Origin of the sequence: Arthrobacter sp. StoSoilB22, from assembly GCF_019977315.1 — a bacterium.
In the GTDB taxonomy this organism is placed as follows: domain Bacteria; phylum Actinomycetota; class Actinomycetes; order Actinomycetales; family Micrococcaceae; genus Arthrobacter.
In genome coordinates, this window is sequence record NZ_AP024652.1 from 1,490,194 (window position 1) to 1,512,084 (window position 21,891).

At 62.8% G+C, this 21,891-nt stretch carries 19 protein-coding genes and 1 riboswitch; of the genes, 12 read left to right on the forward strand and 7 right to left on the reverse strand.

The features are described from left to right. Positions 1–6: 6 nt before the first annotated feature. Positions 7–1,236: an imidazolonepropionase gene (gene hutI, locus LDN70_RS07035; protein ID WP_223942148.1), complete on the forward strand. Its 1,230-nt coding sequence runs from the start codon at positions 7–9 to the stop codon at positions 1,234–1,236. A 66-nt stretch (positions 1,237–1,302) separates the two neighbouring features. Here the strand turns inward: hutI and LDN70_RS07040 are convergent, their stop codons facing one another. Then, a complete protein-coding gene (locus tag LDN70_RS07040) occupies positions 1,303–5,691 on the reverse strand; it encodes an endo-alpha-N-acetylgalactosaminidase family protein (RefSeq protein WP_223942149.1) in 4,389 nt (1,462 codons plus the stop codon). 275 nt (positions 5,692–5,966) lie between these two features. Here LDN70_RS07040 and LDN70_RS07045 point away from each other — a divergent pair, with 275 nt between their 5' ends. Genes LDN70_RS07045 through LDN70_RS07065 form a run of 5 tightly spaced genes read left to right on the forward strand, consistent with a single transcriptional unit; the run spans position 5,967 to position 10,447 of the window. After that, entirely contained in the window at positions 5,967–6,884 is a 918-nt protein-coding gene (locus tag LDN70_RS07045) for an SIS domain-containing protein (protein ID WP_142939745.1), read from the forward strand. 10 nt (positions 6,885–6,894) lie between these two features. After that, a complete protein-coding gene (locus tag LDN70_RS07050; protein ID WP_223942150.1) occupies positions 6,895–7,830 on the forward strand; it encodes an ROK family protein in 936 nt (311 codons plus the stop codon). Next, positions 7,827–8,795 (forward strand): 1-phosphofructokinase family hexose kinase, encoded by a 969-nt coding sequence (locus tag LDN70_RS07055; RefSeq protein ID WP_142939743.1) that lies wholly within the window; start codon positions 7,827–7,829, stop codon positions 8,793–8,795. The genes LDN70_RS07050 and LDN70_RS07055 overlap by 4 nt, the downstream gene beginning before the upstream one ends. Then, positions 8,777–9,631 carry a class II fructose-bisphosphate aldolase gene (locus LDN70_RS07060; RefSeq protein ID WP_142939742.1) on the forward strand — a complete coding sequence of 285 codons (855 nt, stop codon included), beginning with the start codon at positions 8,777–8,779 and terminating at the stop codon, positions 9,629–9,631. The genes LDN70_RS07055 and LDN70_RS07060 overlap by 19 nt, the downstream gene beginning before the upstream one ends. Before the next feature lie 24 nt (positions 9,632–9,655). After that, the gene (locus LDN70_RS07065; RefSeq protein WP_166843056.1) at positions 9,656–10,447 is read left to right on the forward strand and encodes a DeoR/GlpR family DNA-binding transcription regulator; all 792 of its coding nucleotides are present in this window, start codon (positions 9,656–9,658) and stop codon (positions 10,445–10,447) included. A 20-nt stretch (positions 10,448–10,467) separates the two neighbouring features. Here the strand turns inward: LDN70_RS07065 and LDN70_RS07070 are convergent, their stop codons facing one another. Then, positions 10,468–11,148 (reverse strand): histidine phosphatase family protein, encoded by a 681-nt coding sequence (locus tag LDN70_RS07070; protein ID WP_223942151.1) that lies wholly within the window; start codon positions 11,146–11,148, stop codon positions 10,468–10,470. An 89-nt stretch (positions 11,149–11,237) separates the two neighbouring features. On the opposite strand from LDN70_RS07070, the gene LDN70_RS07075 reads away from it, so the two are divergent. Then, the gene (locus LDN70_RS07075) at positions 11,238–12,011 is read left to right on the forward strand and encodes a CPBP family intramembrane glutamic endopeptidase (protein ID WP_166843058.1); all 774 of its coding nucleotides are present in this window, start codon (positions 11,238–11,240) and stop codon (positions 12,009–12,011) included. 86 nt (positions 12,012–12,097) lie between these two features. Here LDN70_RS07075 and LDN70_RS07080 read toward each other — a convergent pair whose 3' ends face one another. Beyond that, complete coding sequence (locus LDN70_RS07080; protein ID WP_043469963.1) at positions 12,098–12,736, reverse strand: VOC family protein; 639 nt, start codon at positions 12,734–12,736, stop codon at positions 12,098–12,100. A 225-nt stretch (positions 12,737–12,961) separates the two neighbouring features. Between LDN70_RS07080 and LDN70_RS07085 the strand changes: the two genes are divergently transcribed. Together LDN70_RS07085 and metX are read left to right on the forward strand one after the other, a co-directional pair. Next, positions 12,962–14,278: a bifunctional o-acetylhomoserine/o-acetylserine sulfhydrylase gene (locus tag LDN70_RS07085; RefSeq protein ID WP_223942152.1), complete on the forward strand. Its 1,317-nt coding sequence runs from the start codon at positions 12,962–12,964 to the stop codon at positions 14,276–14,278. Between the two features lie 163 nt (positions 14,279–14,441). Then, positions 14,442–14,558: riboswitch (SAM riboswitch) on the forward strand. A gap of 15 nt (positions 14,559–14,573) precedes the next feature. After that, positions 14,574–15,695 (forward strand): homoserine O-acetyltransferase MetX, encoded by a 1,122-nt coding sequence (gene metX, locus LDN70_RS07090; protein WP_223942153.1) that lies wholly within the window; start codon positions 14,574–14,576, stop codon positions 15,693–15,695. Positions 15,696–15,749: 54 nt separating this feature from the next. Here metX and LDN70_RS07095 read toward each other — a convergent pair whose 3' ends face one another. The 3 genes from LDN70_RS07095 to LDN70_RS07105 form a co-directional block, all read right to left on the reverse strand. Continuing rightward, complete coding sequence (locus LDN70_RS07095) at positions 15,750–16,199, reverse strand: hypothetical protein (protein WP_223942154.1); 450 nt, start codon at positions 16,197–16,199, stop codon at positions 15,750–15,752. A gap of 81 nt (positions 16,200–16,280) precedes the next feature. After that, entirely contained in the window at positions 16,281–17,456 is a 1,176-nt protein-coding gene (locus LDN70_RS07100; protein ID WP_223942155.1) for a winged helix DNA-binding domain-containing protein, read from the reverse strand. 29 nt (positions 17,457–17,485) lie between these two features. After that, the gene (locus tag LDN70_RS07105) at positions 17,486–18,349 is read right to left on the reverse strand and encodes an SGNH/GDSL hydrolase family protein (protein ID WP_223942156.1); all 864 of its coding nucleotides are present in this window, start codon (positions 18,347–18,349) and stop codon (positions 17,486–17,488) included. A gap of 70 nt (positions 18,350–18,419) precedes the next feature. On the opposite strand from LDN70_RS07105, the gene LDN70_RS07110 reads away from it, so the two are divergent. Then, complete coding sequence (locus tag LDN70_RS07110) at positions 18,420–19,070, forward strand: alpha/beta hydrolase (RefSeq protein ID WP_142939733.1); 651 nt, start codon at positions 18,420–18,422, stop codon at positions 19,068–19,070. A gap of 68 nt (positions 19,071–19,138) precedes the next feature. Here the strand turns inward: LDN70_RS07110 and LDN70_RS07115 are convergent, their stop codons facing one another. Next, the gene (locus LDN70_RS07115; protein WP_062067368.1) at positions 19,139–19,366 is read right to left on the reverse strand and encodes an RNA-binding S4 domain-containing protein; all 228 of its coding nucleotides are present in this window, start codon (positions 19,364–19,366) and stop codon (positions 19,139–19,141) included. Positions 19,367–19,389: 23 nt separating this feature from the next. On the opposite strand from LDN70_RS07115, the gene LDN70_RS07120 reads away from it, so the two are divergent. Beyond that, positions 19,390–20,394 (forward strand): DMT family transporter, encoded by a 1,005-nt coding sequence (locus LDN70_RS07120; protein ID WP_142939732.1) that lies wholly within the window; start codon positions 19,390–19,392, stop codon positions 20,392–20,394. A 111-nt stretch (positions 20,395–20,505) separates the two neighbouring features. Then, a complete protein-coding gene (locus LDN70_RS07125; RefSeq protein ID WP_142939731.1) occupies positions 20,506–21,891 on the forward strand; it encodes a glycine--tRNA ligase in 1,386 nt (461 codons plus the stop codon).

Sequence of the window (21,891 nt, forward strand, 5' to 3'; positions counted from 1 at the left end):
AGGGTCATGAGCGCAACCAATCCAACCACCACCCTCATCACCAACATCGGCGAATTGATGACCCAGGACCTGGAGCATCGGGTCCTCAAGGATGCGGCGATGGTGATCGAAGGAGAGCGCATCGCGTGGTTGGGGACCAGTAAGGACGCCCCCGCGGCTGACGAAAAGATCGACGCCCAGGGCCGAGCCGTCCTGCCCGGTTGGGTTGATTCGCACTCGCACCTTGTCTTCGCCGGGGACCGCACGGCGGAGTTCGAAGCCCGCATGGCTGGTGAAAGCTACAGTGCCGGCGGCATCGCCGTCACCACGGGTGCCACGCGCAGCGTCAGCGACGACGAACTGACCCGCCTGGTGCGCGACCGCGTGGCTGAGGCGGTCTCGCAGGGAACCACGTATTTGGAGAGCAAGACCGGCTACGGCTTGGACGTGGAGAACGAGGCCCGCAGCGCCCGCATCGCTGCAGCTGAAGTGGACGAGGTCACCTACCTTGGTGCACACCTGGTCCCCAACGGCTCCGATCCGGAGGAGTACACCGATCTGGTGTGCGGCCCCATGCTCGACGCCGTCCTGCCGCACGTCCGCTGGGCGGACGTCTTCTGCGAGCGCGGGGCCTTCACGGAGGATCAGTCGCGTCGGGTCCTGACGGCTGCGCGCGACGCTGGCCTGGGGCTGCGGGTCCACGGCAACCAGTTGGGCGAGGGGCCCGGTGTGGCCCTGGCTGTGGAGTTCGCGGCTGCGAGCGTGGACCATGTGAACTACCTGTCGGATAAGGACGTACTGGCGCTCGCGGAATCGTGGGCTGGCTGGGATCCGGCAACGGGGAGCGGCACCAGAGGCACGGTTGCTACGTGCCTTCCCGCATGCGATCTCTCCACCCGCCAGCCCCTTGCCCCGGGCCGTGCACTGATTGACGCCGGCGTGCAGATCGCTCTGGCTGCCAACTGCAACCCGGGGACCTCGTACACCAGTTCAATGGCGTTCTGCGTGACCACTGCGGTGCTCCAGATGCGTTTGAGTGTTCACGAGGCCGTCCGGGCGGCGACGTACGGCGGCGCCTTGGCGCTGGGCAGGGAGTCGGGGAACGACGTCGACGGCGAACGGGCGGTGGGTTCGCTGGTCATCGGACATCGCGCAGATCTGCATATGCTGAAGGCGCCGTCGGCCACGCACTTGGCCTACCGTCCCGGAATTCCCCTGACTCATTCCGTGTGGCGGGCCGGCGTGCGCGTCGTCTAAGAAGGCAATGGAGAAGGGCGGCGTTCCGGTGGGAACGCCGCCCTTCTTTACTGAGGGAAAGATGGACTATGCGCAGCTGAACTTCGCGTCCGCCCAGTCGCCCCAGTCGTCGCCAGCGTCGTCGCCGTTCTTGTCGGCGATCAACTCGACGTTCTGGACACCTGTGATGTCCACGTTGAGGGGTAGTGCTGCGGAATCGGCGCTGAGGACGGGCGTGCGGAGGAGTTCGCGGCCATCGCCCTTGACGATAAACACCACTGATCCGTGCAGGCCTTTGTTCAGCTTGGCGTCGTCCACTCCCACCGAGGCGGTGAAGGCGTTGCATTTGGCTTCGGTGGCGATGCTGATTTTCGAGTCGGCGTGGACTCCAATGCCTTTGGCATATTCGACGCCGTCGAGCCGCAATGCTGGTCCGTCACCGGCGTTTTGCTCGCCATTGGCCCGGTCCCGTTCGGCGGGGCCCCAGCCGTTGGTGCTGCCGATCCATGGGAGGTCCGATGCGAAGACGCTGCCGGAGAGGACGGGGGCCGGAGGTTCCTGCGGGGTGGTCGAACAGGTGAACTTGGCATCGGCCCAGTCTGCGTGGTCGTTGCCGTTGGAGTCGCCGGCGTCGTTGGCTACCAGTTCAACGTATTGGGCGCCGGTGACGTCCACGGTCAGTGGCAGGGGAGCGCTGGTGGCTCCAAGTACGGGTGTGGTGACCTTGGTGGTGCCGTCGGCTACCACGGAGAACTTCACGCTGCCCCGCGTCGGTTGGGCGTCATCAATTCCCACTGTTGCTGTGAAGGCGGTGCAGTAGCCGCCGAGATAGTAGCGGACAGTACCGTTGGCGTGGGCTCCCAGGCCTTTGGCGTAGACGGTTCCGTTCAGGGTGAGTGGCGTTCCGTCGCCGGCCCCGGTTCCGCCGTTGGATTGGTCCTTTTCAACAGGTCCCCAGCCGTTGGTGGAGCTGACCCAAGGGTGGTCGCTGGCGAACACGGTGGCCTGGGGCGGCTTGGGCAGTGTCCGCACGGTGGTGGTGGTGCTGATGGTTCGGCCTCCCGCGGGCGAAGCAGTAGTGGTGTAGCTTGCCTTGGCCGTGATGGGGTAGTCGCCATCAGCAGAAGCGGGTGCGGTGATCTTCCATGTGGTGGTGAGCGTACCGCCGGCGGGGAGGGTGTCCGCGGAAGACGGTGTGGAAGGAGTTGCCGTCCAGCCTTCAGGCAGTTCCAAAGCAACGGCGAGGTCACTGATGGCTGCCGGTTCGTCGGACACAAATGTGGTGACGAACTCCTGGGCCTTGCCTTGCTGGACTACGTCGCTCTGAAGTTCTGCCGAGAGTTGGGCACAGGCCGGGACGGCTTCCGAGGCGCCCAGGTCTTCCACCAGGAAGTTGTCCAACGTGAAATCAGAACCGTTCGAGCTGCCCGTGCGCTGCAGCCCCACAAAGTAGTCTCCACAGAAGCCCGTGTCCAGGATCTGCTCGAACCGCGCGGTGGACGTCTTCGCGTCGATGGGCTGGCTGGCCGTCACGGCCGGGCCTGCCTGCGAGTCATAACCGGAAACCCAGGCGTACTGCCCGGCTTTGGAGTTCTGGTAGTCGAAGGACACCCTGTATTTGTGGCCCGCTTGGAACGGCACGGATGCCTCGGTGGTGCGGTAGACCATGCCCGGGCCGCCGTTGGGAGCGAGGTTTTCGTCATGGGCGATCAGCGACCACGTGCCGTCCAGTACTTCGTCGATCACGTTGGTGTCCCAGCCCTTTTGGGTGAAGGGTTCGTGGCGTTCGGTGATGTGGGTGCGTGGATCCGTGGAACCTCCGGCGTCGCCCTTGACGAACGGCCCCCAGCCTTGGTCCACGTTTTCGAAGTCTTCGCTGAGCACACCGGTGGTGGCCACCCGGGTGGTTTTCACCGCCCGGAAGTCATCGATGCGTACCGGCGCATCGCCGTCGGCCGCTTTCACTGAAACTGTGGCTTTGGTGTTGTTCCGCGGCACGTCCACCAACACCCGCACACGCTGGAATGCGGTACCGTGCTTTTCGTCGCCGGCCACGTAGTTTTCCGCGTTGGACGAATCGATAGTGACGCTTTCGGTCTTGCCGTCGACGCTGACGGAGAGCGTGGTGGGACGGTTCTTGCCCGGCTGGATTTCAATCCAGGCGCTGACGGATTGGGTTCCTGCGTCCAGCTTTACTTCCTGGCTGATCGACGACGGCGATGCCCCCATCTCGGCGAAACGGCGGCCTTTGTCGTCGCGGACCTGGGTGACAGTGCCCGTGGGGGTCCATGGGGAGAGGTCTGCGCCGTTGAAGCCGGGATCGTTGAAAGCGGTGCCCTCGCCGAAGTCGGCGTTATTGGGCAGGTCGGCCTTGTTGTTCTTCGGGGCAAGGACGTAGGCCTGCTTGGGGTCGGCCGTGACGGTAACCTGTCCGTTGACCACGGGGACGTCGGCCACTTTCACACGTCCGTTGTCGGTCAGCTTGAACAGTTCCAGCGAACTGGACTTGGCGAAGTCCTGAGTAAGGGTCCAGGTGCTGGCGCCACCGGCGGGGTTGTAGTAGTAGAGCTTGTCAGCCTTGCCGTTCTCCTTGGAGGACCACGGCAAGAGGTAGGTTCCACCCTGCAATACGGATGCGCCGCCCACGGTGATGTTGCGTTCTTCGGCGGTGTTTCCAGTGACGGCCACACCATCGGCGAGGTCGATCCGCTCTGCAGTCCACTTGGTGATGGGGTGGTGCTGGAGGAACTTCGCCGGCACGTTGGCGGTCCAGACGTTCTCGCTGAAGGCGTTGAAGTCGTTCTGTCCCGTCCAGCCTTCGAACTCCACGATGTGGCTTACGCCGAGCTTGGGATCGGGGTTCCAGACGTCTGACTGGGTGTTGTTGATGAAGCGCAGGATTTGGGAATTGATGCCCTTGTTGGTGGAGCCACCGTATTTTTCGTCGTTGGCCCAGTGGGACCAGGTGTTGTTCCGGGACAGGTGGTCGGCCCATTCGGAGCCCACACGGAACCCGTTCTTGACGAGTTCCTGCTGAAGCCGTTCGGCGAGCCAGCCGAACTCGTAGTAGACGTCCACGTACACGAAGTCCAGGTTCTTGTCTGTGGCCTCGCGAAGTTCCTTGATGCGCTGGGCGAGCTTGCCGGAGTTAATGTCCTGGCGCTGGTTCATGTAGTACGACTGGTCCAGCCAGTTCCAGCCCAGGCCCTTATCTGCCCGCAGGAGGTCTTCGCTGAAGGACTTCGCTTCAGGGTAGATCTCAGTGGCGTTGATGTGGACGCCGAAACTGGCGTTCCATTCCTTGCCTTCCTTGACCAACGTGTTCAAGTCCCCGAGGCCGCCTGCGCGGGTGTTGAAGTTGTTGCCGTAATCCGTGTTGGCAGAGTCGTGGCCTTCGCTGGTGTAGCCCTTGAGCATGGCTACTTGTCCGAGCCCGTCGGTGGCCAGGGAGATGCGCTTCACGTCATCAAGGGTGCGCAGGAACGGGTGGGTTGCCTGCGAGGCGAAGTTGAACGGGATGTGGGTGATCACATTGTCCGGGGTCTGTTCACCCTTGTTGGGGCTGACCTGGATGGACCTCATGGCGATTGCGGCGTCCTGCCAGTCCACGCCGCCGTCGTTGTTGGCGTCAGAGGTAATGGCGACGCGGGTCCAGGGGAGTTCCTCGGTAGTGGTGGAGCCCTCGGCCCGGTAGAGCCACTGGCCGCTGGCCACGCCCATGGACACTCCGCCTGCCCCGTCGCTGATGGCTTGGCGCCAAAAGCGGCCGCGGTCCTTCGAACCGGGCCCGGAGGACGTGTCATATAAAGCGTTGGATTCGACGGCGGCACCCAAGGAAGCAGTGTTGGCCAGCGCGTAGGCCGAACTCTTGGCAGCGGCATCCACAGGAGTGGACGCCGTGATGGGCGTGAACTCGTCTCCCGTCACGCTCCGGTCCACGGAAAGGTTTGCCGTGGACACCTGGGATCCTTGCTGCGTGGAGCTTACGGTCACCAGGTTCATCCGGGGGAGTTGCAGGGTTCTGACTTGGTGTTCCGCGGAGTCCTTGATTTCCGTGATGTTGAAGGAGACCACGTTCTTCTTCACTGAAAGCCGGGCCTTGAGCACGGTGTTGCCGAACTCGGGAACCGTAAGGACGTAGTCCCTTGCCTCTTCCCCGGAGGCGGAGGATGTTCCGGAGACTGTGTACTCCGTGCCATTGAGCGTGATGGTGGTGAGTCGGGTGGTGGTGCCGTCGAGGCGGGCTTTGCTTGCAGCGTCCGTGTAGCCGAGGACTTGCGGGAACGTAGTGGCGACGTCAACGTGGAGTTCGCCTGAGGTGATGGTGGCAGTGTCGGCAGCGCTGACGATATCTGCTGGTTGGGCGGTGGGGGCTGCGGCAGCGGGCGGAATGGCCAGCAGACCTAAAGAGGATGAGGCGACGACGCAGGCCAAACTCAATGAGGCGAGGCGTCCAGGGGATGACAAGCGGGGCATTATGCTCCTTCTTGATTTTTCCAAGCTATTTACAATCATGTTCTTTCGGACCTAACTAACACTGCTGCATGAGACAGGAATTGACAATAGTTAACAGCCGGTTAACTTAAGTGCACATCAGAGAACATGTTTTCCCTGTTTTGTTACCCCTCTGTCACGTGCTCGCCTATTGTGTGGTCCTTGCGCTCAGGTGATCCTTGTGAGATCGAAAATGATCGTTTAGTGTTTCTATAGATCAGAAAACGTCATTTGGCTGAGCAGGAGCGGGACACACGATGAGCGAGAACACACTGGGCGCCTTCATGGAAGAAGAGCTGGTATCCCAGCCCGAAGTTTGGCAGCGCGCCGTGGAGCAAGCCCGTGCGGAGCAATTGCTTCCCGCCGACGGCAAGCGCATCGCCGTGATCGGTTGTGGCACGTCCTGGTTCATGGCCCAGAGCTACGCCGCTGCACGCGAATCCGCTGGTAAAGGGGTCACGGATGCGTTCGCAGCGTCCGAGGCCTTCCTGAACAGCAACAGTGCCGACCGCCAGTACGACGCCGTTGTGGCCATCACGCGCTCAGGTACCACCACTGAGGTGCTGGAGATTCTGGCTGAGCTGAGGGGGATCGTCCCCACCGTTGCGATCATCGGCGACACCTCCTCACCGATCGTCGAGCTGGCGGACGTCGTGGTTGGCCTCCCATATGCCGATGAGCGTTCAGTGGTGCAAACCCGCTTCGCCACCACGGCGCTGGTTTATTTGCTGACCAGCCTGAACATTGACGTACAGCAGGCAATCGAGGATGCCCGTGACGCAGTGACGGCAGAGGTCTCCCGGGAACTGCTCGATGCTGAGCAATTCACCTTCCTCGGTACCGGTTGGACGGTTGGGCTGGCCCATGAAGCCGGACTGAAAATGCGCGAGGCAGTCCAAGGGTGGACCGAGTCCTACCCGGCCAAGGAATACCGTCACGGCCCTATCTCCATCGCCGCCCCCGGCCGCGTCACCTGGTTGTTCGGAAACCAGCCCGAGGGCTTGGACGCTGACATGGCCGTCACGGGCGCGCTCTACATCACCACGGCTAAGCACCCGTTGGCTGAACTGGCACGTGTCCATAAGGTAACCCTGGAGCGTGCACGCGTCCGTGGCCTGAATCCGGACCTGCCCCGCAACCTGACGCGCTCCGTTATTCTCGACGCCTCCGCCTAGGCATCCCATCATGGTTCTCGGAGCCGCAAATTCACCGGTCCTGTCCTTCGACGTTGGCGGGACGGACATCAAGGCAGGTTTGGTGGACGCCAGGGGTGCTGTCCTGGGCATGCGCCGCGTCCCCACGCCGCTGGATCCGGCCAGCCCCGGCGAAGCTGTCCTGGACAGGCTTGCCGAGCTTAAAGCCGAGTTGGCCTCGGAGTTTCCCGAAGCCCCCGCCGAGGCAGCAGGCATCATTGTCCCCGGGATCGTGGACTCCGTGGCCGGAGTGGGTATCTACTCCGCCAACCTCGGATGGCGGAACTTCCCGTTCAAAGCCGAAGCCGAAAAGCGGCTCGGCATCCCCGTCGCATTCGACCACGATGTCCGTTCCGCTGCAGCTGTTGAACACAGCTTCGGCGGGTCCAAAGAGTTCAACGATGTTGTGGTGATGGTGGTAGGTACCGGCATCGCCGCAGCCGTGTTCTCCGGCGGCAAGGCTGTCACCGCCGGCGGTTTCGCCGGCGAACTCGGCCATGCCCAGGTACCGGACCCCGACGCCGCCCCCGGCGCCACCGGTTCCACCATCCTGGAAGCAGTAGGCTCGGCCGGCGCCATTGCCAAGCGGTACCACCGGGCATCGGGAAACCGGGTGAACGGTGCACGCGGGGTCCTGCTTAGGGCGAGCGCAGGAGACACAGTCGCTGCACGCGTTTGGGACGATGCCGTTGATGCCCTTGCTTTCACCATCTGCCAATGCGTGAACATCATTGGAACTGAAGCCGTGGTGATTGGCGGCGGACTCGCCGAAGCCGGCGACGAACTGCTGGAGCCGCTCCGCAAGCGGGTTGACGGGATCCTGGACTTTCAGCGTCGGCCCCAGCTCATCCGTGCCCAGCTGGGACAGGACGCAGGCTTGCTCGGTGCGGCCATGAACGCCAGGACAGTGTTAGGAGGCGCACAATGAAGCGAGCCAACGTGAACCGCATCATCACCGTCACTGCCAATCCGGCGATCGACATGACCTACACCGTCCACGGGATCACCGAGGGCTCAAGCCACCGCGTGCCCACCCCTTTGAGCCGTGCCGGCGGCAAGGGGATCAACGTAGCCCGGGTCACCCACCAACTCGGATACCCCGTGCTCGCCATTGCACCCACCGGCGGTGCGGCGGGGCAGACCCTCGCAGCTGAACTATGGACCAGCGGAGTGCCGCACTCCCTGGTGGGAGTCGCCGCCGAGACCCGCCGCAGCATCGCGCTGGTGGATACCGTCGCCGGGGAAACGTCCATTTTCAATGAGGAGGGACAAGCGCTCCTGCCGGACGATTGGCGCTCACTTCGGATCGCCGTAGTTGAGGCGGTCAGCGGAAATAGAAACCTGCAGGCCTCCGTCCTGGTCGGTTCGGGAAGCCTGCCACCGGGCGCTCCCGCGGATTTCTACCCGGAACTGGTTCGCTTGGCCCACGACGCCGGTATCCCGGCCATCATCGACACCTCCGGTCCCGGGATCATCGCCGCAGCCAAAGCCGGCGCCGACATCCTCAAACCGAACCATCACGAGCTCGCTGAGGCGACGGGGGAGTCCAGCCTGGAAGCAGCCGCTCTGGCTCTGATCGATATGGGTGCCCGCACGGTCCTGGTCAGCGCCGGCGCGGACGGCATGCTCGCCTTCGACCACGCCGCCCCGGGCGGCTACTGGAGCGCACGGCTGCCCGAAGCGCTCAGTGGCAACCCCACAGGGGCGGGCGACGCCGGTGTGGCGGCTGCCGCCGTCGCACTCGCCGAAGGCGTTACCGAGCCCCGCGACATTCTTCGCCGTGCCACCGCATGGTCGGCCGCGGCCGTTCTCATGCCCGCCGCAGGCGAAATCTCACCGCGGTACCAGGAACTTCAAGAGCAATTGATCGTCACATGGAAGGAGACCCGGTGACCCTGGTCAATACACGGGAACTCATGGACAGGGCCGCGTCAGCTGGCGCGGGCCAGGGCGCCTTCAACATCATTCACATCGAAACCGCCGAAGGCCTGGTGGCAGGGGCTGAGGCAGCCGGCGTGCCGTTGATCCTGCAGATTTCCGAGAACTGCGCCAAGTACCATGGCGGACTTGAGCCCATCGCATCGGCGGCACTGGCCATCGCCCGCTCAGCCGCTGTCCCTGTTGCCCTCCACCTGGACCACGCAGAATCCGAAGACCTTGCGCTGGCCGCTGTGGACCTCGGTTTCGGTTCCGTCATGTACGACGGCGCGCATCTGCCCTACGGTTCGAATGTAGAAGTCACGCGAAGGGTTGCCGCCTACGCCCACAAACGCGGTGTTTACGTAGAGGCCGAGCTGGGAAAAGTGGGTGGTAAAGACGGAGCACACGCTCCCGGTGTCAGAACAGACCCCGACGAAGCCCGGGCGTTCGTCGAGGCAACCGGCGTGGACGCCCTGGCCGTGGCGGTTGGCTCATCCCACGCCATGACCGAACGCAGTGCCGCCCTGGATCTGCACCTCATCACCAGGCTGAAGACAGCGGTGGGAAAACCACTGGTCCTCCACGGCTCATCCGGTGTGTCAGATGACATGCTCATAGCCGCTATCCGCGCGGGTATGACTAAGATCAACGTATCCACACATTTGAACGGGTTCTTTACCCGCGCCGTCCGTGAGTATCTCGATGCCAATCCTGCAGTGGTGGATTCCCGGAAATACATCAAGGCCGGCCGTGAAGCCCTTGTGCTGGAGTCTGCACGTATGCTGACGCTGTTCGCTAAAGCGAATTAGCGCCGAACCCGCGAAAGGCTTGTCATGACCCGCACCGATCGGCTGACTGCCATACTCGACCTCCTGGCCGAGTCCGGCCACGTGGAAGTCGAGGACATCGTGACCCGCCTGGGCGTGTCACCTGCCACGGCCCGTAGGGATCTTGACAGCCTGGCCAAGCAGCGGCTGCTGAGCCGCACCCGCGGCGGTGCAACCACCGGGTCCGTCGCCTACGACCTTCCCGGCCGGTACAACCGGGACGACCACGCCGAGGCCAAGCAGGAGATTGCTTTGGCCGCTTCAGCGTTGATCCGTCCCGGTGCAGTCATTGGCCTCAGCGGCGGTACCACCAACACGGCATTGGCTCAGGTGCTCTCCACACGGGAAGACCTCAACGCGCCATCCCACACACCCACCCTTACCGTGGTCACCAATGCGATCAACATCGCCTCACAGTTGGCTGTCCGGCCGAACATCAAAATCATGGTCACCGGTGGGATCCTCAATCCGCGCTCCTATGAACTGGTGGGTCCGTACACGGACGTCATCATGCAGAAAGTTGCCCTGGATATTGCCTTCATTGGCGTCAACGGCGTGGACCCGGATCTCGGCCCCACCATTACGGACGAAGGCGAAGCCATGGTCAACACCGTGATGGCACGCCGGGCAACAGAGTCCTATGTGGTGGCCGATTCCTCAAAAGTGGGCCGCCGTTCCTTCGCCGCCATGGCCGGCTACGATTTTAGGCACCTCATCACGGACTCCGGCATCAGCGCCGAAAACAAAGCGGCGTTTGAAGCCAAGGGAACGGAAGTCATCGTCGCGCCAGCCAGCTGATATTTGGCCGTAAGGAGAAGCTAGAAGCGCATCCTTGGTGCGTGCAGGACCGAGTCGTCTACCTCCCTGGGCACCCACTGGCTGAACGGTATATCCAGGCTGTACTGGTCGTCGTCGTTCTTTATCAAGGTGCGTAGCTCGGCGTTGTCCGGGTTGTTGAGCGATTCGAAGTATTCCACGGTCCAGTGGAACCATCGCATGCAGAACAGGCGCATGGTCAGCCCGTGAGTCACCAGGAGGGTGTTGGGGGCGTACGTAGGCTTCTGCCAGTGCCGGTACAGCGTCTCCATGAACGATGACACCCGGTCGCACACATCCGAGCCGGACTCGCCCTCGCGGAACCGGTAGAAGAAGTGGCCGTAGAGGTTGCGCAGTTCCTTTTGGTCCTCGATCTCCCCGGCGATTTGAAAGTTTGCCCAGTCCTGTTCGCGAAGCCTGGGTTCCTCTATGACCCTCTCCACCAGGGAGCCGAGGTTCATGGCTTCAAGGGTCTGATAGGCACGCAGGTAGGGGGAGACGTAGACGCAGACCTGCTCACCATCGAGCTTTCGGCGCAGGTGTTCCCCGGCGATCCTCGCCTGCTCCACGCCTAGGTCCGTCAGCGGGATGCGGTAGTCCGGCACACGGTTGTAGATGGAGGTGTCGGCATTAGCGGCAGACTGTCCATGCCGGATCATGAAGATTCTCTCAGGGGCGCCCATCCCACCAAGCATAGGGTGGCTGCCGTGCCAGGTCCGGCAAGGTGCGCTGTTCCCGGCAAAGTGGCAGGGAGTAAGGGCAAGATAGGAACATGTTCCTTGCTTCCCGTCGACGGCTGCGAGCCGAAGTACTTATTGTGCTGGGTTTGTCCCTGGGCCAGTCGGCCGTTTACTCCGTAGTGCAGCTGCTGGACAAAATGTCCCGGGCACCGTTGGCAGATGCCACATCAACGCTGAACCGCTCCCAGAGCACGCGCGAGTACTTTGACCTCACGTACCAACTCCTGGACATCGTGTTCGCTCTGGTGCCGGTGGCCTTGGTGTTCTACTTTCTATCCACCCACGCACCCGGACACAAGGACGGTGGCGGTGGCTCAGCGTTCGCACGGCTCGGCTTCAACTTTGCCCGTCCCGGCAAGGACCTTCTTCAGGGTCTTGGCCTGGCGGCTGTGATTGGAATCCCCTCGCTCGGCCTGTACGCCGCCGGCCGCGCCCTGGGCATCACCACGGCGATTGTGCCCAGCGGCCTGGACGCCTATTGGTGGACGGTGCCAGTGCTGATCCTCTCGGCCATGCGCCACGCGATCGTGGAAGAAGTGATCGTGGTGGGCTACCTCATGGACCGTTTTGGCAAGTTCGGATGGAGCATGCCGGTAGCCATTGTGGTCAGTGCCCTCCTGCGGGGGAGCTACCACCTGTACCAGGGTTTTGGGCCGTTCATCGGCAACGTGGTCATGGGGTTGGTGTTCGCGTGGATCTATACCAAGACCAAGCGGGTCATGCCCTTGGTGATTGCCCACGCATTGCTGGACATCGTAGCGTTCGTAGGTTTCAGCCTGTTCGGCAAGGCTATAGGCCTCGGTTAGAGCGCACGTTAAAGGTATTCGGCCGCCATCGCTGGGTGACGTCATTGGCACCCGCTGATGGCGGCCGAAGTTTGGATGGAACTGCTTTAGATGGTGACGGCTCCAGTAGCGGTTTCGAAAGTGACAGCCAGGATGCCGGGGGTGCCGTGCGGTGCCATCCACTGGACTGCGACATCCTCAAGCGGCTTTTCCACCGGCTCACCCAACCACTCGGTGACGCGTTCAGCCGAGCCCGCAATGGTGAGGCTGGACATCTTGACGTCGCTCTCGTAAATCCTGGACGGGTGAAGTGAGGGGTCGCCCTCCCACTTGAGCAGGTACGGCACCTGGGGATCGGCGATCAAGCCGAGGATACCAATCTGCTGCCACACCAATTCGCGGCCGTCAGGGAACTTGCGGTTGCCGGGAACGGCGGAGCGGCCAAGGCGGTCCTCGAACGGGGCGAGGTCATCAACGGCGACGCACCAGCCCATCCAACCTCCACCGGCAGCCGACCGTGCACGGACGGCTTGGCCAAAGGGTGCTTTGTCGGAAGCAGGGTGGTCCAGGACCTCCACAACTTCCAGGTATTTGTTATCCGCGAGGGGAATGATCATGTTCCGGGTACCGAAGCGCGGGTGCACTCCGCCCCGGACAGCGTCCACTCCCAATGCCGCGGAAATTCGTTCGGTAGTGGCCAAAAGGCCATCTCGTTCACAGGCGTAAGAGACGTGATCCATGCGCATGGCTTCATCTTGGCACTTTGTGATCAGTGTCTCAGCTAAGTCAAGCCTAACTAAGGTGGGATCTGTGTAACTTTCGCTATGGGCGTCATGCGAGGACGCGAAGAGACCGAAAGATTCCATCGGCGTCATAAAGCTGTTCTGACTTCCGGACAGTTCCTAGACTGGCCCCAGTTCAGCTGCACCACACTGCTTGCCAAACCCATGCGTCACGAACAGGAGAACTCCATGTCCCAAGGATGGTCTTTCGAAACCCGCCAAATCCACGCAGGCCAGGAGCCGGACTCAGCCACCGGAGCGCGCTCGCTTCCCATCTACCAGACCACGTCCTTCGTGTTCCCCAGTGCCGAGAGCGCTGCCAACCGCTTCGCCCTGGCGGAGCTCGCACCCATCTACACCCGGATCGGCAACCCGACGCAGGATGCCGTGGAGCAGCGGATCGCGAGCCTGGAAGGTGGCCTGGGAGCACTCCTGCTTAGCTCAGGACAAGCCGCGGAGACGTTCGCCATCCTGAACATCGCTGAGGCCGGCGACCACATCGTGGCGAGCCCCAGTCTGTACGGCGGCACCTACAACTTGCTTGCACACACTCTGAAGAAATTCGGCATCTCAGTCACCTTCGTGGAGGACCCGGACAACCTGGATCAGTGGCGTGACGCCGTCCAGCCGAACACCAAGCTGTTCTTCGGCGAGGTTGTCTCCAACCCTCGGCAGGACGTGCTGGACATCGAGGGCATCGCACGCGTCGCCCACGAGGCCGGCGTGCCCCTGATCGTGGACAACACCCTGTCAACGCCGTACCTCATTCGTCCCATCGAGTGGGGCGCTGACATTGTGGTCCACTCGGCAACCAAGTATCTGGGCGGTCACGGTTCCGCAATTGCCGGTGTGATTGTGGACTCCGGCAACTTTGACTTCGGCAAGGACCCGGAACGCTTCCCCGGCTTCAACACCCCGGACCCCAGCTACAACGGGCTGGTTTACGCCAGGGACCTCGGCAAGGACGGTGCGTTGGGTGCCAACCTCTCCTACATCCTCAAGGCCCGCGTCCAGTTGCTTCGTGATCTCGGCTCGGCCGTGTCTCCGTTCAACGCCTTCCTCATTGCCCAGGGGTTGGAGACCTTGAGCCTGCGCGTGGAGCGTCACGTAGCGAACGCCACCAAGGTAGCTGAGTGGCTTGAAAGCCACGACGACGTCGAATCGGTCGCCTACGCGGGCCTGCCATCCAGCCCGTGGTATGACCGTGGCCGGAAGTACGGACCCAAGGGCACGGGGGCAATCGTTGCCTTCAACATCAAGGGTGGCGTGGAAGCGGGCAAGCGTTTTGTGGATGGTCTGGAACTGCACTCGCACGTTGCCAACATAGGTGACGTCCGCTCGCTGGTCATCCACCCGGCGTCGACGACGCACAGTCAGCTGACCGCGGAGCAGCAACTTGTTGCCGGCGTCAACCCGGGCCTGGTGCGCTTGTCCGTCGGTATCGAGCACGTAGATGACATCATCGCGGACCTCGAAGCCGGATTCCGGGCTGCCAAGGGCGCCTGACGCCCACGGCCCAACGCACCAGACCGACTGCCGCCCGCGCCGACGAAAATTCGCCGGGCGGCAGCGGCGGGTGCTCGTAGGCGAACGAAATGACCTTTGACCGTCACACTGTTGTCACATTCTTCGCCAGAACCCCCCTGTGTTTCCTAGACTCTTCGTATTAGGTCATGAGTGCCAGCACACAGCCCCGGCTTGCTGGCCGGCAACCCTCCTCCGCGGTGGGGTGCCCCGGGTGAAGACCTGGCCTGTTCGCACGCAAGGCGACGGGCAAGCGCGAGGTTAAGGTGTCAAAGGAATGACCATTACTGCTACAGCCCTTCCAAAATCCGGAGAAGAAGACGGAACCGTCAAGTACGCCGGCATCGGCCCACTGGAACTTGAAGCCGGCGGATTCCTCCCCGACGTCGTACTCGCCTATGAGACCTGGGGGCAGCTGAACGCGGATGCCTCCAACGCGGTGCTCATCCAGCACGCACTCACCGGCAGTACGCACGTAGCCCGCGGAGCCACGGACGAGGAAGGATGGTGGGAGCAACTCGTTGGTCCGGGTGCCACCATCGACACCAACAAGTTCTTTGTCATCTCCATCAACATCGTGGGCGGCTGTTACGGCAGCACCGGTCCATCATCCGAAGCCCCGGATGGACGCCCGTGGGGCTCGCGATTCCCGCTGGTCACCCTGCGCGACAGCACAGAGGCAGAGTCGCGCCTCGCCGATACCCTGGGAATCGACGCCTGGCACGCCGTATTGGGCGGATCCATGGGCGGCGCACGCGCCCTTGAGTGGGCTGTGACATACCCCCATCGGGTCAAACGCTGCGCAGTCATCGCAGTAGGCGCCTACAGCACGGCCGAGCAGATTGCTTTTGCCCAAGCACAAACCCTGGCCATCAGGCAGGACCCGAATTTCAACAACGGCGACTACTACGGTGGCCCCGCGCCTGAGCACGGTTTGGCTTTGGCCCGGCGCATCGCCCACATCACCTACCGCTCGGCACTGGAGCTGGACGTCCGCTTTGGCCGGCAAGCCCAGCACCAGGAGACTCCGCTCGCCGCCGCAGCATTGGGCGAGCGGGGCCGGTATCAGGTGGAAAGCTACCTGGACCACCAAGGAACCAAACTGGTCCGCCGCTTTGACGCCAACAGCTACATCGCCATCACCGAGGCACTGATGTCCCACGACGTCACCAGGGGGCGCGGATCGTTGGAAGCGGCGCTTTCGGGTGCCACGGCGGAGTTCTTCGTGGCGGCTGTGGACAGTGACAGGCTCTACTTCCCGGCCCAGTCCCGGGAACTGGCCGCTGCGCTGCCTGGCGAGGTGCCGGTCCACGTCATTGAAGCGCCGATCGGCCATGATGGCTTCCTCACCGAAATCGGCCAGCTCTCAGCCCAGCTCCGCGAAGCGTTTTTCGCCTAAACGCTGGTGTGCTGACCCTGCTTAAACGGCAAGGAACGTCCGATGCCAGGCAGTTCAGCCATTCATGATCTCGCCGCGCTGCCGCATGTAATCCTCCATGGCGATCTCGCCGTTGCTAAATTTTGTATCCAGCTCGGCCAGCTTGCGAGCCCGGTATCCTTGCGGCTCGGACCCGCTCGTCGAGGCGAACGGGGTGGGGGATGACGGGTTCGACGGCGGCACGGACTGCGGCGCGTCATCCACAGGGCGGATGACGGTGGGCTCGGACGGGTAGCCCGGGTAGCCCGGTGAAGGGTACCTTTGCGCCGGGTAGCCCTGTCCCGGGTAATCCTGCTGCTGGTAATTCTGCGGCGGATACCCCGGTCCCGGCAGGTTCTGCGGCGGGTACCCCGGGCCGCGGAAGGTGTCGTTCTGGATCCGGCGCGCCCGGGAGCGGTTGTACATGCGGATTCCGAGGGGAATCAGCCACGAGCAGACGATGATCCAGAAGATCAGATTGTTCACAGTGCAGGCCTCCTAGGTCTTAACCCAGCTTAGTCCTGCCACCTGGACGCGGCCCGTCTCCCGGAACAAGCCCCTGCTATTTCACACCAGCTTGGTCTCCATGCCCAGGAACCGGCCGTAACGATCCGCCTCTGCCTGCAAGGCGTCCTGCTCTTCCGCAGTTGCCGGCCGGTTCATTCGCACGTCCAGCTCGCAGACTCCGCCGGAGAATCCGTGACGCCACCATCCGGCCAACCGGCCATCCAGCAGGACCACGTGCATGGGTCCGTTATCCTCGGGGAAGTATGGCGCCGTTCCGCCCAGGAAGTGCCGGGACTGCGAGTAGCCCATCACGTACTCGTCGTAGCACTGGATAAGGTCAATGCGGGGGAGCGCAGGGTCCGCAGTCGTCCAGGGATGGTCCCCGCTGGCGAGGGTGTCTACTTCCTCCGCAGCCAGATAATACTCAAGTCCATCGAGCAGAAGGGCGCCCAAGCTGCCGGGAGAGATGTCCTGGGCCACCTGAACTCCCCGCTTCACGTCTTTCATGGTCAACCCGGACCACACCGCACAGTCTTTGACTGTTGCGGGGCCCCGGCTGCTGAAGTATCGCAGCGCCAATTGCCCAAGTGCCTGTTCACGATCCTCCCCGGCCAACGGTGAGGTTAGGAACCCGGGAACGCGTTCCTCGAACAAGGCATACGTTTGTTTCAGGGCGCCGCCGGCGGAACGGACGGGGGAGCCGCTGACCAGAACACGGCTGATTTCTGCGTGCATGAGGTGATAGATGAAGCCCAGGCCCTTGCTGGGGAAGCCGGCTTGTCCCAGGACTGCGGCCAGTTCCTCCCGCGTTTTGTGGGCCCCGTCCGCCACGGCCGCGGCCAGGATCCGGCCGCTTGCGGCAGCAGCGTCCTCATCGATTCCCGTCTGGCGGTACATGCCTTTGTTGCCTTGGTGGAGGCGGTCTGCGGACAATCCCATCAACCAGCCGAGGTCGTCCCGGTGCACGAAGTGCCAGGTGGGGCGGAGGATGTGTGTCCGCAGGATGGTTCCGTCCGCTACGGCCTGCTCCACGTCCGCGGCCGTGACCACCGGTGGCGAGCCGGCGGAGCTTCTCTGCGCGAGGGTCCACCTCGCATAAGCGAACTCCTGTGACTGGACGGCCAGGAGGTTACGGACCACGTCCGCGGGGCCTCCGGCGTGGGGGGCCCGCAGTTGTTGCCGCCGGAGCCGTATCCGCCGGACGCTCTCCGCGGACAGGGAGCTACCACCCGGCATGGCGGACCTCGCGGCGAAGAAGCGTCACGTCAGCGGCGTGGCAGCAGGGTGCCGGTGGAACCGAAGACGGGACCCGGCGTCGGACGTTTTGGACTGATGCCATCGCCGGAGGACTGATGCCGAAGCCTCCGGATCACCCATGGGACAAAGTACTCGCGGGCCCAGACGAGGTCCGAAGACCTCGCCTCACGCCACGTGCGCGGCGGAAGGGACTTTGGCATCAGGGGCTCAAGAGTGTGGTGGACGTTCAGTGCGTCCAGCACCATCATGGCGATGGTGTGATGGCCCAGCGGGGAGAAATGCAGGCGGTCGGCATCCCACATTTGGGGGTCTGCCAGCTGCCGCAAGGACCACATGTCCGCGATGATGGCGTCGTGGCGTGCAGCCACGGTCCGGAGGTTCTCGTTGTAAATGGCAACCTTGCCGCGGATACGCCCCAGAACCGATGCTGCCGTGTCCGGGCCGTTGAAAAGGACCACGGTAGCGCCGCCGGAGCTCAGCTCAGCCACAGCGGCGTCGAGCTTTTCGGCCAATAGGTCGGGATCCCCGCCTGGGCGGATGAGGTCGTTGCCGCCAGCTGAAATGGATACCAAGTCAGGCTGCAGCTCCAAGCACGGGCCCACTTGTTCATCGATGATCTGCTGCAACAGCCTGCCACGGATGGCAAGGTTGGCATAGGCGAAGTCGTCCTGGCCGCGGCCCAATTCCTCGGCCACTCGATCCGCCCAACCACGGTGACCGCCGGGGTTCCGGGGTTCGGGATCGCCGATGCCCTCGGTGAAGGAGTCACCCAAGGCCACATAGCGGGTCCATGGGTGCTTTTGAACGGGTTCGTGGGGCTCCGGGACGGGCTCGCCCGGCTTCAGTAAAGGATTGTTCTCACTCACGCTCATATCCTGCACCGTGACGTCGACCCTACGCCACCGTAGGTTGTTACTTGTGGGTAACTGCAAGAATGGAGCCATGACTGAAGCACCCGCCTTTCCAGCCCCCGTTGTCCTGTGGTCCCACGATGAAGCAGAGCGCGCAGGCAAGCCGCTGTTGGTCCTGCTGCACGGCTACGGCTCCAACGAGGAGGACCTCTTCAGCTTGGCCGGGTTGCTTCCCGAAGGCTTCGTAGTGGCTGCCCTTCGCGCGCCGATGCCCATGGGGCCGGGCTTTACGTGGTTCCCTTTGACAGCATCGATCGACTACTCACTGGACGCCGTGAAGCACGCAGCCGAGTATGCGCTCGAATGGCTGGACACGGTCAAAGCAAACCACTCGTCAGTGACGTTGCTGGGCTTCTCCATGGGCATGGCGATGGCTACCACCATGCTCCGCTACCGTCCCGCGGACTTCGCCGCCGTCGTCGGGCTTTCAGGCTTCGTGATCGACGCCGGCGCTGACGCCGCCTTCCGGGACAGTGAACTGGACGGATCGTTGCCCATGTTCTGGGGCCGTGACCAGCAGGATCCCGTCATCACCCAAGACAAGATCGAATACACCATGGGTTGGGTGCGCAAGCACGTTGACCTCACCAAAGTGCTCTACACGGGGATGTGGCACGGCATCAACCAGCAGGAGATCGGACACGTGGGCGAGTTCCTCACCCATAAGGTCCTCACTGATTGAGTTTTTTGTACAGATAACGCCCCTAAGAGCCGTTCTGGAGGGCGTTATCTGTACAAAATCTCAGTGCGTCAGGCTGCGGTGATCCGGACCGTCTGGCCGTTGACGGTGACGGTATCTCCGACGTGGAGTTGGCGTCCGCGGCGGTCATCAATTTCGTTGTTGACCTTAACCAACCCGTTCTTGATGAGCTCCGTGGCTTCAACGCCGTCCTCCACCAGATTGGCGAGCTTCAACAGCTGGCCCAGGCGGATCATGTCGTCGCGGATGGGGATCTCTTCAATTTCGGGGTTGCTCATAGAGCAATGATGCCTGAAGTAGTGTGGTGACGGTGCCGCAGCCTTCTCCCCGTCCCACCCTCCCGCTGGTCATTGGCCTCCCTATTGCCGTAGCGACAGGCCTGGTCATCCCGCTTCAAGCAAGGATCAACGGGGCCCTCGGCGCGAAACTGGACGACGGCATCGCCGCATCTGTGGTGAGCTTCACCACAGGGCTCCTGCTCATCAGCGCCATCTCCCTTGCCACGCCCAGGGGCAGGGCCGGCCTGCAGCGGATCATTCCTGCTGTCCGGAACCGCAGTTTTCCCCGCTTCTATGTCATGGCCGGTGCCATTGGCGCACTGTTCGTCTTTGCCCAGTCGTTCACGGTTGCCCTGTTGGGCGTTGCGTTGTTCACGGTCGCGGCCGTTACGGGACAAACGCTCAGTGGCTTGCTCGTGGACCGCATGGGAATCGGCCCGGGAGGAAAACGCGCCATCACCGGAGTTCGGGTCCTTGGCAGTGTCCTGACCGTGGCCGCCGTCGCATGGGCTGTTTCACCGCGGTTCGGCGGCGACGCCGACGTCGCCTCGCTCGTTTTGCCGGTCCTCCTGCCGTTGGCCGCCGGTTTCTTCATGAGCTTCCAGCAGGCTATGAACGGCACTGCCACAGTGCATTATGGGACGCCCATCGCCGCCACCCTGGTGAACTTCATTGCCGGGTCAGCCATCTTGTGGATCGCGTGGATCATCAAGCTGTCCGTGGCCGGGCCGGGTAATCCGCTGCCCGGTGAGTGGTGGTACTACCTTGGTGGCCCCATGGGCTGCCTCTTCATTGGACTGGCGGCCCTGCTGGTCCGCAGCTTGGGCGTCCTGATCACGGGCTTGGGCATGATCGCCGGGCAACTGGTGGGATCGTTGGTGCTCGACGTCGTGATCCCCAGTCCCGGAGCGGTGGTCGCCTTGCCCACGGTGCTGGGTACGGTGCTGACGCTCATTGCGATCATCGTGGCCACGTTGCCCTGGCCCAAGGGAGCATTCGCACGAAGATCAACGGCCAAAGGCCGGTAGGGTTAGAGGAACAACTTTCCCCCAGCACCCCGCCGGACAACCTCGTCCGGATTCCGGGGCAAACCACCGCGGACCGCACCCAGCGGCCCTGTAGAACAAATGGAGTTACCCATGGCAGCAAAATCCGTCCTTGACCAGGTCATTTCACTCTCCAAGCGGAGGGGCTTTGTCTTCCAGGCCGGTGAAATCTATGGTGGCTCCCGTTCTGCGTGGGACTACGGTCCCCTCGGTGCGGAGCTGAAGGAAAACATCAAGCGCCAGTGGTGGCAGAGCATGGTTCGCGGCCGCGAAGATGTTGTAGGCCTGGACTCCTCGGTCATCCTTCCCCGCCAGGTATGGGAAGCATCCGGCCACGTGGAGGTTTTCTCCGACCCCCTGGTTGAGTGCCTTTCCTGTCACAAGCGCTACCGTGCCGACCACCTCGAGGAAGAGTACGAGGAAAAGAAGGGCCGCCCGGCAGAAAATGGCCTGGCGGACATCGTCTGCGCAAACTGCGGCACCCGCGGACAGTGGACAGAGCCCCAGGAATTCTCCGGTCTGCTGAAGACCTTCCTCGGCCCGGTGGCCAGCGACGAAGGCATGCACTACCTTCGTCCCGAAACGGCCCAGGGCATTTTTGTGAACTTCAACAACGTCCTGACCACATCCCGGAAGAAGCCGCCGTTCGGCATCGGCCAGATCGGTAAGTCGTTCCGTAACGAAATCACGCCGGGCAACTTCATTTTCCGTACCCGCGAATTCGAGCAGATGGAAATGGAATTCTTCGTCGAGCCCGGCACGGACGAAGAATGGCACCAGTACTGGATGAAGGAACGCATGTCCTGGTACACGGGCCTGGGCATCCGTGAAGACAACCTCCGATTCTTTGAGCACCCGCTGGAGAAGCTCAGCCACTACTCCAAGGGCACCACGGACATCGAATACCGCTTTGGTTTCCAGGGCTCCGAGTGGGGCGAGCTCGAGGGCATCGCCAACCGCACGGACTTCGATCTCTCCACCCACGCCAAGGCCTCCGGCACGGACCTGAGCTACTTCAACCAGGCCACCAACGAGCGTTACACCCCGTACGTGATCGAGCCCGCCGCCGGCCTGACCCGCTCCTTCATGGCCTTCCTGATCGACGCTTACACCGAGGACGAGGCACCCAATGCCAAGGGCGGCGTCGATGTCCGCACCGTGCTGAAACTGGATCCGCGCCTGGCTCCGGTCAAGGCCGCCGTCCTGCCGCTGAGCCGCAATGAGGACCTGTCCCCGAAGGCAAAGGCACTGGGCGCCCAGCTGCGTAAGAACTGGAACATCGACTTTGACGACGCCGGCGCCATCGGCCGCCGCTACCGTCGCCAGGACGAAATCGGTACCCCGTTCTGTATCACCGTGGACTTCGACACCCTGGAAGACCAGGCCGTCACCATTCGTGAGCGCGACACCATGAGCCAGGAACGTGTGTCCCTGGACAAGGTTGAGGGCTACCTTGCAGCACGCCTGATCGGCGCCTAG

Coding starts and splice junctions, on each gene's coding strand:
- LDN70_RS07125 (WP_142939731.1), top strand. CDS start 20,506: ATGGCAGCAAAATCCGTCCTTGACCAGGTCATTTCACTCTCCAAGCGG.
- LDN70_RS07115 (WP_062067368.1), bottom strand. CDS start 19,366: ATGAGCAACCCCGAAATTGAAGAGATCCCCATCCGCGACGACATGATC.
- LDN70_RS07105 (WP_223942156.1), bottom strand. CDS start 18,349: ATGAGCGTGAGTGAGAACAATCCTTTACTGAAGCCGGGCGAGCCCGTC.
- LDN70_RS07085 (WP_223942152.1), top strand. CDS start 12,962: ATGTCCCAAGGATGGTCTTTCGAAACCCGCCAAATCCACGCAGGCCAG.
- LDN70_RS07070 (WP_223942151.1), bottom strand. CDS start 11,148: ATGGGCGCCCCTGAGAGAATCTTCATGATCCGGCATGGACAGTCTGCC.
- LDN70_RS07045 (WP_142939745.1), top strand. CDS start 5,967: ATGAGCGAGAACACACTGGGCGCCTTCATGGAAGAAGAGCTGGTATCC.
- LDN70_RS07040 (WP_223942149.1), bottom strand. CDS start 5,691: ATGCCCCGCTTGTCATCCCCTGGACGCCTCGCCTCATTGAGTTTGGCC.
- hutI (WP_223942148.1), top strand. CDS start 7: ATGAGCGCAACCAATCCAACCACCACCCTCATCACCAACATCGGCGAA.
- LDN70_RS07060 (WP_142939742.1), top strand. CDS start 8,777: ATGGAAGGAGACCCGGTGACCCTGGTCAATACACGGGAACTCATGGAC.
- LDN70_RS07110 (WP_142939733.1), top strand. CDS start 18,420: ATGACTGAAGCACCCGCCTTTCCAGCCCCCGTTGTCCTGTGGTCCCAC.
- LDN70_RS07055 (WP_142939743.1), top strand. CDS start 7,827: ATGAAGCGAGCCAACGTGAACCGCATCATCACCGTCACTGCCAATCCG.
- LDN70_RS07065 (WP_166843056.1), top strand. CDS start 9,656: ATGACCCGCACCGATCGGCTGACTGCCATACTCGACCTCCTGGCCGAG.
- LDN70_RS07075 (WP_166843058.1), top strand. CDS start 11,238: ATGTTCCTTGCTTCCCGTCGACGGCTGCGAGCCGAAGTACTTATTGTG.
- LDN70_RS07080 (WP_043469963.1), bottom strand. CDS start 12,736: ATGCGCATGGATCACGTCTCTTACGCCTGTGAACGAGATGGCCTTTTG.
- LDN70_RS07100 (WP_223942155.1), bottom strand. CDS start 17,456: ATGCCGGGTGGTAGCTCCCTGTCCGCGGAGAGCGTCCGGCGGATACGG.
- LDN70_RS07050 (WP_223942150.1), top strand. CDS start 6,895: ATGGTTCTCGGAGCCGCAAATTCACCGGTCCTGTCCTTCGACGTTGGC.
- metX (WP_223942153.1), top strand. CDS start 14,574: ATGACCATTACTGCTACAGCCCTTCCAAAATCCGGAGAAGAAGACGGA.